This window comes from Mesorhizobium sp. M7A.F.Ca.AU.001.01.1.1, assembly GCF_004022735.1.
Lineage (GTDB): Bacteria > Pseudomonadota > Alphaproteobacteria > Rhizobiales > Rhizobiaceae > Mesorhizobium > Mesorhizobium ciceri.
Window position 1 is genome coordinate 1 of sequence record NZ_RZPF01000169.1, and the last position, 9,939, is coordinate 9,939.

The 9,939-nt window shown below is 59.9% G+C and carries 9 protein-coding genes; 1 reads left to right on the forward strand and 8 read right to left on the reverse strand.

Features of this window, described 5'->3' with window-relative positions; genetic code table 11:
- A partial coding sequence (locus EN884_RS12950; protein WP_164894994.1) for an FAD-binding oxidoreductase occupies positions 1 to 723 on the reverse strand: 723 nt, incomplete at its 3' end.
- 86 nt (positions 724 to 809) lie between these two features.
- Between EN884_RS12950 and EN884_RS12955 the strand changes: the two genes are divergently transcribed.
- A complete protein-coding gene (locus EN884_RS12955) occupies positions 810 to 1,841 on the forward strand; it encodes a helix-turn-helix domain-containing protein (RefSeq protein WP_063170499.1) in 1,032 nt (343 codons plus the stop codon).
- A 285-nt stretch (positions 1,842 to 2,126) separates the two neighbouring features.
- Here EN884_RS12955 and EN884_RS12960 read toward each other — a convergent pair whose 3' ends face one another.
- The 7 genes from EN884_RS12960 to EN884_RS12990 all read right to left on the reverse strand — a co-directional run.
- The gene (locus EN884_RS12960) at positions 2,127 to 3,131 is read right to left on the reverse strand and encodes a PleD family two-component system response regulator (protein ID WP_063170498.1); all 1,005 of its coding nucleotides are present in this window, start codon (positions 3,129 to 3,131) and stop codon (positions 2,127 to 2,129) included.
- A gap of 13 nt (positions 3,132 to 3,144) precedes the next feature.
- Positions 3,145 to 4,164 carry a chemotaxis response regulator protein-glutamate methylesterase gene (locus EN884_RS12965; protein ID WP_063170497.1) on the reverse strand — a complete coding sequence of 340 codons (1,020 nt, stop codon included), beginning with the start codon at positions 4,162 to 4,164 and terminating at the stop codon, positions 3,145 to 3,147.
- Positions 4,165 to 4,186: 22 nt separating this feature from the next.
- Positions 4,187 to 6,460 (reverse strand): hybrid sensor histidine kinase/response regulator, encoded by a 2,274-nt coding sequence (locus EN884_RS12970; protein ID WP_063170496.1) that lies wholly within the window; start codon positions 6,458 to 6,460, stop codon positions 4,187 to 4,189.
- A complete protein-coding gene (locus EN884_RS12975; protein ID WP_063170495.1) occupies positions 6,457 to 7,161 on the reverse strand; it encodes a chemotaxis protein CheW in 705 nt (234 codons plus the stop codon). Before EN884_RS12975 ends, EN884_RS12970 begins: the two co-directional genes overlap by 4 nt.
- The gene (locus EN884_RS12980; protein ID WP_063170494.1) at positions 7,161 to 8,402 is read right to left on the reverse strand and encodes a protein-glutamate O-methyltransferase CheR; all 1,242 of its coding nucleotides are present in this window, start codon (positions 8,400 to 8,402) and stop codon (positions 7,161 to 7,163) included. Before EN884_RS12980 ends, EN884_RS12975 begins: the two co-directional genes overlap by 1 nt.
- Complete coding sequence (locus EN884_RS12985) at positions 8,399 to 8,866, reverse strand: chemotaxis protein CheW (protein WP_063170493.1); 468 nt, start codon at positions 8,864 to 8,866, stop codon at positions 8,399 to 8,401. Before EN884_RS12985 ends, EN884_RS12980 begins: the two co-directional genes overlap by 4 nt.
- Positions 8,867 to 8,889: 23 nt before the next feature.
- Positions 8,890 to 9,939, reverse strand: a 1,050-nt coding sequence (locus EN884_RS12990) for a methyl-accepting chemotaxis protein (protein ID WP_164894995.1), incomplete at its 5' end; no start/stop codon positions are given.

Here is a 9,939-nt window from a genome sequence, read left to right on the forward strand (position 1 = left end):
GGTCTGCATGAAGTCGCGCCAGAGTGGAATGATCTCGTTGGCGCGCTCTTCGGGATAGGCCGGACCGCATAACATCAGCTCCGGCTCGATCGGATGCAGCTTGAACTCGAAGCTCGTCACCACGCCGAAATTGCCACCGCCGCCGCGCAGCGCCCAGAAGAGATCCGGGTTCTGGGTCGCGTCGGCATGGATGAGGCGGCCATCGGCGGTCACCAGATCGGCCGCCAGCAGATTGTCGACGCTGAGGCCGTGGCTGCCGCGCAGCCAGCCGATGCCGCCGGAAAGAGTCAGGCCGGCAACGCCCGTCCCCGAAATCAGGCCGCCCGGCGTGGCGCGATCAAGCGGGGTGGTGGCCGCATCGACATCGGCCCAAATAGCGCCGCCCTCAACGAAGACACGATCGAGGCCGGGCGCGACCCGCACGCCATTCATCAGCGACATGTCGATCATCAGGCCGCCGTCGCAGACGGCGTAGCCTGCAACATTGTGGCCTCCCGAGCGGATCGCGATCGCCAGCCGCTCTTCGCGCGCGAAATTCACCGACGCCTCGACATCGGCAAAACTCCGGCAGCGCGCGATGAGAGCGGGACGTCGGTCGATCATGCCGTTCCAGACGATCCGCGTCGTGTCATAGGATGGGCTCGACGGCTCCAGCACCTCGCCGCGCATGATGGAACGGAAGCTTTCGATGCTCGATGCTGCAAGGGTAGCGGTGGCGGCCATGTGGCGGTCTCCTCGTTTCACACACGCTAGCGCGGCGCGGGCACGGCCGCTAAAGTCGAAAATGCTGAAAGGCGGTCATTTCTGCCATGGTTGAACAGATCGGCCCATTGAATGTGGCGATCCTTGCCGTTCCGGAGGCTACCGCCTCCACGATCTACGGCATGTTCGACCTGTTTTCCTCGCCCGGCAGGGATTTCCTGTTCATAACCAGCGGTGCGGCGGGCACGCCGCGCATGCGGCCCTATGTGGTTGCTGGGGACGGCAGCCCGTTTCGCGCTGCAAACGGCATCTGGGTGCGCCCAGATCACAGCCTTGCCGATTGCCCGCCACCCGACATCGTCTGTATTCCAGATTTCTTCGTCAATCCGGGAGAAAGCGTCGCCGGGCAGTATGACGCCGAAGCCGCATGGCTGAAGCGAGCGCATGACGACGGCGCCATGCTGGCCAGCGCTTGTTCGGGCGCGGTGCTGCTCGGCGAGGCCGGGCTACTCGACAATCGCGATGCCACCATTCACTGGGGCTATGTCGAGACGCTCACGAACAACTATCCCGGCGTTAAGGTGAAGCCGGGCCAGTCACTCGTGCTGACCGGCGAGGCCCACCGCATCGTCATGGCCGGGGGCGGCTCGAGCTGGGAGGATCTCGCCCTATATCTGATCGCGCGCTTCGTCAGCCTCAAGGAGGCGATGCAGGTCGCCAAGGTCTACATGCTGCAGTGGCACGACATGGGCCAGCAGCCCTTCGCCGCGCTGATGCGCTTTCGCCAGACCGACGACGCGGTGATCAACCGCTGCCAGAAATGGGCCGAAGGCAACTACCGGACGCCCTCGCCCGTCGCCGCCATGACCAAGTTGTCAGGCCTGTCCGAGCGCTCCTTCGTGCGCCGCTTCGCCAAGGCCACGGAAATGAAGGCAATCGACTACATCCACGCGCTCAGGCTCGAGCAAGCCAAGCAGATGCTGGAGACCGGCGATCTCCCGGTCGAAGCGGTGGCGAGTGAAGTCGGCTATGAGGATGCGAGTTTTTTCGGGCGTCTCTTCCGCCGCAAGGTCGGGGTGACGCCGGCGCAATATCGCATTCGCTTCGGTGCTCTCCGGCGAGCATTGAGCCGCGATTGAATCTCAACCATCGCGGCGCGATGCCGATATTCCGCTTTGCGACTCAAGTCAGCCGTTGAGCTGGCCCCAGCGGAATCCCAAAAGCAGAAATTCGAGCGATCAGGCGAACCGGCACGTTCCCACCCAGAACCGGACGCCCAGCGGTCATTAACGATGGGTTCGAGCTCCAGCCGCAAAGTAAGCGAGCTGGTCGGCATAGAGCTTCTTGAAGGCCGGGCGAGCCCAGGCGCGTTCAACGTACGCTCAGAAAGTTCCATCTTAGCCTGAGAAGTACGTTGAGCTTGTCTAGCTGCGGGACATATGAACCGCGACACGATTTCGTCCTTCCGATTTGGCACGAAATAGGGCCAAATCGGCAGCATTGACGAAATCATTTGGCGTCTCGTCCGCGGTGGGCACCGCTGTTGCAACGCCGACGCTGATGGTCACACGATCCGGGCCGTGGGGTATGTTCAACTCCCGCACGCCCTGGACGAGCCGCTCTGCGATCGCACTGGATTGTTCCAGTAAAGTGTCGACCAGCACGACCACGAACTCTTCGCCTCCGTACCGCGCAGCTAGGTCGGTGGAGCGTCCGGAACCGCTCTGGATTACGCGGGCGATTTGCTTGAGCACCTCATCGCCGGCCATATGGCCATAGGTATCGTTGTATCGTTTGAAGTTGTCGGCATCGATCATCAACAGCGACAATGGGGACTGTGCGCGAAAAGCGCGCTTCCATTCGGCCGCCAGATATTCATCAAAATAGCGCCTGTTGCCGAGGCCCGTCAGGCCATCGATCCGCGTCAGACGTTCAAGCTCGAGATTTGCACTGATCAGCTGTCGCTGGCTTTCCCTTAGCGCTCGGTATGCCGCGTCTCGCTGGACGTGATCCAGATAAGCCCGAGTGTGATATCGAATACGTGCAATCAGCTCGATACGATCCGGCAGTTTGACGAGATAGTCGTTCGCTCCCGCAGCAAAGGCTTCGCCCTTGGTGGCTGGATCTTCCTTGCTCGACAGCACAATGACTGGGACCGCGCGTGTCGACGCATGCTTCCTGTATTCTCGCACCAGATGCAGCCCATCGACGCCGGGCATGACGAGATCCTGCAGGATAACGGTTGGCTTTACCTCATCCGCGACTGTCATTGCTCTCAACGGGTCGGTGCAGAAGTGTAGGGAAATATCGGGTTCGTTGGCTAGAGCGCGCCTGACCGCCTCGCAAACCATGATCTGATCATCGATGAGCAGAACCATGGATGAATAGTTGTCTGTGAGTGGCGGGACCAGCTCTGGTTCTTGCGTCATCGGACGAGCCCTTTCACGTGGAGCGCTCGCAGGCTTCGATTATACGTGAGCCGATCGCACTCAAAGGAAGAATATCAACAGCCGCGCCGATTTCGGCGGCGGCCTTCGGCATGCCATAGACTGCACTGGTTGCTCGATCCTGGGCGATCGTGAGATGCCCTTTGTCGCGGAGCTGTCTTAGCCCGCGCGCGCCATCCCTGCCCATGCCTGTGAGCAGGACACCAATCACAGAGCCAGGCCACCATTGCGCCGCACTTCCGAAGAACACATCAACGGACGGCCGATAAAAATTGTCCTTGGGGCTGGGCGTATAGCCAAGTTGTTGAGCTGACTTGAAAACCAGATGATCCGCAGAACTGGCTACGAGAACAGTGCCCGCTTGAGGACTATCCTTTTCCCGCGCCGGACGGATCGGGAGAGGCGTATGCTGTCCCAGCCAATCAGTAAGCCCCGGCACGAACTGAGCATCGAGATGCTGGACGAGCACGATCGCGCCGTCAAAATCAACGGGAAACGCACTCAGGACGGCGGCAACGGCGGCCGGCCCGCCCGCGGAGGCGCCGATTGCAATTAAGCGTCGAGGTGTCGGCTCAGCGTCACGTGACATCCGCCTTTTTGTCTTGGCCGGCGCATCACCGATCAGCTTGCCGATCGTCGCAATCTTGTTCGTTAGAAGCCGTGCGGATTGCGAGGACGCGTTACCTTCGATGCCTACTGACGGAATATCGACCGCGTCAAGCGCGCCATGACCCATTGCTTCGTAGACACCGACGAGGTTGGCTTCGATACTGGCGGTCACCAGCAGGATTGAGCACGGGGTTTCCGCCATGATTCTGCGCGTCGCTTCCACGCCGTCCATCTCTGGCATCGCTAGATCCATGAGTATCAGATCCGGCAGATCACGTCTGCAGACCTCGACCGCCTCACGCCCATTGGTCGCGACCCATGCGACCTGATGTTCGCCGGTCGACAAGACCAGCCGGCGCAGAAGCTCAACCGCCATCGGCATGTCGTTGACTACGCCGATTCTCATTCGTTGGCTTCCAATTTCGATCTCATTCAGTCGCCTCGCCAATCATGTCCACGACCGCATGGATCAGCGCCTCGTCCTGAAAGGTACTCTTGGTCAGATAATAGTCCGCACCGGCGTCAAGCCCGCGCGAGCGATCTTCTTCCCGATCCTTGTATGAAACGATCATTATGGGTGTGTTCTTGAGATGGGCGTCCTTTCTGATCAAGCTCACCAACTCGATGCCATCCATGCGCGGCATATCTATGTCAGTGACGACAAGATCAAAAGGACCAGACCGGACGGCATTCCATCCGTCCATCCCGTCGACCGCCACTTCGACATCATAACCGTGATTGCCCAACATCTTGCGCTGGAGTTCGCGGACCGTGAGTGAATCGTCAATCACGAGCACGCGCTTGCGTCTGCTCGGTTCGGGACCGCCCGCAGCGCGCCCAACAGCCCTAAATCCGCTAGACGATGCAAGTTTTTCCACCGATCGGATCAGATCATCGACGTCGAAGATCAGAACTGGCGAACCGTCTTCCATCAGGGCCGCTGCGCTGATGTCCTTGATCTTGGCAAACCGTGGATCGAGAGGTCTGATCACCAGCTCGCGTTCCCCGAGAAAACGGTCAACGATCAGGCCGTATGCATCGCCCCGACCTGCATCCACGACGACAACCGAGAGTTCGTCCGGTTCCGATCCGGACTCTCCTCGATCCAGCACTTCGCGCGCGGTCACCAGCCCGATCTGTCGATCGTTCAAGCGAAAATGCGGTCGGCCCTGCAGCAGGTTGATCTGCATCCGCTGCAATCTCATTGTCTTGGAGATGGCGGCGAGTGGAAACGCATAGGGCTCCCCATCGACTTCGACGAGTAGTGTGCGCAGGACTGACAACGTCAGCGGCAGCTGCAGTTGAAACCGGGTTCCACGACCAAATTCCGAGGAAACGCTCGTGATTCCGCGGACCTCCTTCGTCATCGCCTGCACCGCATCGAGTCCCACACCACGGCCGGACACGTCGGTAAGGCCCGCTTTCATCGAAAAGCCTGGCAGAAACAGGAATGCGAGCAATTCGGTTTCGCTGAGTGTGTCAGCACTTTCCCTGGTCGCAAGCTGTCGGGCGATGACAGCCTCGCGCAGCTTCGAGATCTCGATCCCCCTGCCGTCGTCCACCACGGCTATCTGCAGCAGCCCGGCATTGTGCCTCGCTTCGAGCCTGATCAGCCCCTCTTCGGGTTTCCCCATCGCGAGGCGCTCCTCAGGCGGTTCAAGCCCATGGTCTACAGCGTTGCGCAAAAGATGCCCCAAGGGGGCATCGAGCTGCTCGAGGATATCGCGGTCGATGCCGGTCGAGCCGCCTACGATCTCCAGTCGCGCCCGCTTGCCAAGGGTACGACCGAGGTCGCGGACCGTTCTTGCGTAGTGTCTCACGCCGTCCTCGAAAGGCCGCATCCGGCTCGCCAACGTTTCGTCGTACAATCTGTTGGCAAGATCGGTCGCTTTGCGATCCACTGAATCCAATTCATCGAGACGCTCCGCCAGGAACGCTTGGCTCAACCGAAGCTTTCGCTGGGCTTCAGCCAGCGCCTCCACTGCGGCCGCATCATTTGAACCCGGCGGCAGCACTGCGTGAAGGTTGTCGAACGCACTTGCGAGGTCCGATTGAAGTCGCTTCAGTCGCAGTAGCCCGTCAGCGAATGGCCTGAGCCGCCGAGCTTCCATCAGCGACTCGCCAGCCAACCCGAGCAATCGGTTCAGGCTGTCTGCCGTCACCCGAACCATTCTATCAGAGCCAATGCTGCCGTGGGTTTGCGGTGGCGTCCCAACGAGGAGATTCGCTGAAGAGGTCGTCGCCAGCTGATCCTGGGCATGATCAGGAGTGGCGAAATCAACTGCAAAATCTTGGGCCCCGGGCTTCGCCTCGGGGGGGGACAATTCCTCAAACTTCGCGAGAAAGCTTTCGATTTCTGAGTTGGCGCGCTCGCTCGATGATCCTGATGCGATCAATTTCAAAAGGTCACAGCCTTGCAGGAGCGCATCTATATGCTCCCGTCCCACTCTCAGATGCCCACGTTGCGCGGCGACCAGGCAATCTTCCATCGCATTTGCAACTTTGACCGCGGGCATCAGGTCGATGATTCGGGCAGCTCCCTTCAGGGAATGTGCGGCACGCATGCATGCTTCCAGGGCATCGGCGGCGACAGGATTGCGTTCCAGTGCCAGAAGCCCAGACGTTAGTGCCTGTGACTGCGTCTCCAGTTCGGCCTGGAAGAGGCTGAGCATCGAAACCTGGCTGAAGTCCTCATCTGTCATGCCATGCTCCGAGCCAGCATCGTGAGCAGTTGTTCTGGGTCGAGACAACCAACGGCCCGTCCCTGCCAGGGCAGAACGGCATTAGTAGCCGCAGACAGCGCCTTGTCGATCGTGGGTGGCACAGCGAGAGTGTCGCGTGCCCGATAGCGATGTAAGCCGTGGATCTCATCAACCGTAAAGGCAACCCGCTTGTCGCGCTCGCCCACAACAACCAGGCGGCGAAATACCTTGGTTCGCGTGCTTTGCTCCCCCTCCTTGCGCTCGTCTATCCCGAGCAATTCAGCCAGGGACAGGCAAACGAGCAATTCACCACGGACATTCGCAATACCGAGCAGTGCACGGTTTCTGCGATGTGGAAGTGAATGAACGCGACGAGATTCAGCCACTTCATGAAAAATACCGACCGGAAGGGCCAGCCATTCTTCCCCCAAACGGAAGAGAACAGCCGTCTGCAGCGCCTCGCCGTCGGCCGGATCGATCCCTGCTCGACCAGCGTTACCAGGCCATTCGTCGCGATATACCGAGGGAGCCGCACGGTCGAGGAGGTGTCGTGCAATCTTCTTATAGGTCGGGCAATTCCGGCAGTGGAGATGCTGCTCCAGCAGCGGACATGACTTGTCACCCCGTACGCCTATTTGCCGCCAGCAGTCGTCGATTTCAATCTGCTCCAACGGCTGAGCGATCCCTGTCGAAGCCGCCATCAGCTGCCGCTCCTTTTCTGGACCCGGCCTAGCCGGCCAGCCAGGGCCTCGGCGCCGTTATGGTCGCCTTGCTTGCGAAGCAGCAAAGCCAGATGGATGAGAGCTTCTCGATGATTTGGCGCGAGATAGAGCGCCTTGCGATAGCTTTGCGCGGCTTGGGGTGCTGCGCCATCCGCATCCTGGACGAGGCCCAGCAAGTAGAAGATTTGCGCGGAAGGACCAAATTCCTTGAGATGCGCCAGGGCGACCTCCTGTGCCTCCTTTACCCGTCCTGCATTGGCGATCCGTTCAACCGCGATGAGGCTTTCCGAGGCCTTTGCAAGCGGCTTGGCCGGCGCCTGTCCACGGGCTTCATTGCCAATTGTCGGTCGGGGCCGAAGAAGAGGCTTGCTCTTGTTGACCTTCGGGGTTGGCGTCGGCACCGGGATGGCGGCCGAAACTGTCGGCGCCGTGGTCTTGACGGGCTCCGATTTCAGGAAGGCAAAGGCCAATGGCCATTCAGCGGAAATAAAGCCATGCAACCTTGGAAGAGCTGCTTCCGCCGGACCGACCAGGAGGAGTCCGTCTTTGGCCAGTAGGTCCTTCAGGCAGATCAACGCGCGATCCTGCAGCTCTCGATTGAAATAGATCAGCAGATTGCGGAAAAGCACGATGTCATAGACTTCTTGCCCGAAAGACGCGCGAGAGCCGAACAGGTTTCCTACCCTGAACCGAACCTGTTTCAGCACCGCAGCTGTAGGACGCAACCCGCTCTCGGCCGCTTCGAAATAGCGATCCTTGAATTCGAGATGGCTGCCGCGAAACGAATTGCGCCCATAGATCGCGCGTTCAGCCGTCGCGATATTGCGGCTGCTGACGTCCACACCATCGATCTTGAACTCGTGCGCCTCAAAGCTGGCATCGAACATGGCCATGGCGACCGAATAGGCCTCTTCGCCGGTTGAACATGGCAGGCTCAGGACTTTAATCGGCTGAGCACGCTTGTGCACGCGCGCATGCCGCGCCAGCATGGTGAACGCTTCTCGGTCGCGAAAGAACCAGGTCTCCGGGATCACCACCGCATTGATCAACTCCTGCAACTCCTGCGAGGAACCGGTCAAGTGTTCCTTATAGGTCTGAGCGTTGGTTATCCGGCATGCTGCCATCCGATCTCTGACCGCCTGACGGACCACTGTCGGACCAACGCTGGCACTGTCCAGTCCGATGGTTTCCGTCAGGAGCTTTTCAATTGCGCCGGTCATTGATCACCCGTCGCGGCCTGGCGGAGCAATGCGGTACGTATCTCTTCCGAAAGCAGCGATGCCACTTTGACCCACTGAATGATCTCCGAACCATCGGAAGCCACCGGCCCAAGATAGGGCGGGGTTCCTGGTTCAAGTCCGAACGGCGCGAAGTCGGCAGGGTCTCGCTCAAGCGTATCCGTCACCCGTTCCGCGATCAGTCCCAGCAGGCGCTGCTCGCCATCATGCGCGTGATAGCGCGTCACAACGATCCGGGTGCTCAATAGGCGCTCCGACGGCCGGCCAAGCGCAAGAAGAGTAACATCGATCAGCGGGATGGGTATTCCGTTGTAGCTGACCAGACCCACCACACCGGTTGGCGCACCCGGCAGGACCTTCACATCGAGACGAGGCAGCACCTCTTCAATTTGGTGGACATCGATCAAGTAGCGATCCGGACCCATGCTGAAGGCGAGAAATAGCATTGTCACCCCCTACTGCCGGCTCGCTACGCTCTCAGCTTGAACCTCGAAATGCTACTTCGCATGCCGCCTGAGACTTGATTGAGCTCGTCGATCGCGAGCGTCGATTGCTGAAGGGATTCGACTGTTTGCTGAGCTGCCTCACTCAGCTGCGTTAGCGTGTCGCTGATCTGCCCCGCGCCGGTCGCCTGCGCTTGCATGCCTTCATTGGCGACTTCGAAACGTGGCACCAGCCCCTGAACCTGCTGAATGATCTCGAAGAGTTGCCCGCCGACCTGCTGGATTTCCTGCATACCCCGGCGGACCTGTTCGGAAAACTTGTCCATGCCCATCACCCCGGCCGCGACTGCCGACTGGATGTCCTTGACCATCTGCTCGATATCGTATGTGGAGACAGCCGTCTGGTCCGCGAGCCTTCGGATTTCCGTCGCCACCACTGCAAAGCCCCGGCCATATTGGCCGGCCTTCTCTGCCTCGATGGAAGCGTTGAGCGACAAAAGGTTCGTCTGATCGGCCACTTTGGTGATGGTCGTCACCACCTGATTGATGCTGCCGGCTTTCTCGCTCAGGATCGCGAGTTTGGAATTGATCGCGCCGGCCGCTTCCATGACCTGCTGCATGGTTTCTTCCATACGGGTTAGCCCCGCTTGCCCTCCGCCGGCGACGGCAGCAGTTTGCTCGGCAACTGTCGAGACCTCGTTCATCGTGCGGACGAGCTCGTTTGACGTGGCGGAGATCTCCTTGGCTGTCGCGCGGATTTCTGTTGTGGTCGCTGCGATTTCAGTCGCAGTTGCCTGCTGTTGCTTGGAGGTGGCGGCGATCTCAGTTATCGATGTGCCGACCTGTATGCTGGACCTTTGAACCTGACCAATGAGGGTTGTGAGATCGTCCGCCATTGCGTTGAAGCCGTCGGCAAGCACGCTGAATTCGTCTCGGCGCCTCAGATCGAGGCGTTCGCTGAAGTCGCCTTGCCGCATCAATTGAACCGCGTTGACCAAACGAGTGAGCGGACCTGTAATGGCGCGAAACAGCTGGTAACCCAAAAGAAGGGCTAGTCCGAGGGCTATCAACAAGCC

Coding starts and splice junctions, on each gene's coding strand:
- EN884_RS12955 (WP_063170499.1), top strand. CDS start 810: ATGGTTGAACAGATCGGCCCATTGAATGTGGCGATCCTTGCCGTTCCG.
- EN884_RS12960 (WP_063170498.1), bottom strand. CDS start 3,131: ATGACGCAAGAACCAGAGCTGGTCCCGCCACTCACAGACAACTATTCA.
- EN884_RS12965 (WP_063170497.1), bottom strand. CDS start 4,164: ATGAGAATCGGCGTAGTCAACGACATGCCGATGGCGGTTGAGCTTCTG.
- EN884_RS12970 (WP_063170496.1), bottom strand. CDS start 6,460: ATGACAGATGAGGACTTCAGCCAGGTTTCGATGCTCAGCCTCTTCCAG.
- EN884_RS12975 (WP_063170495.1), bottom strand. CDS start 7,161: ATGGCGGCTTCGACAGGGATCGCTCAGCCGTTGGAGCAGATTGAAATC.
- EN884_RS12980 (WP_063170494.1), bottom strand. CDS start 8,402: ATGACCGGCGCAATTGAAAAGCTCCTGACGGAAACCATCGGACTGGAC.
- EN884_RS12985 (WP_063170493.1), bottom strand. CDS start 8,866: ATGCTATTTCTCGCCTTCAGCATGGGTCCGGATCGCTACTTGATCGAT.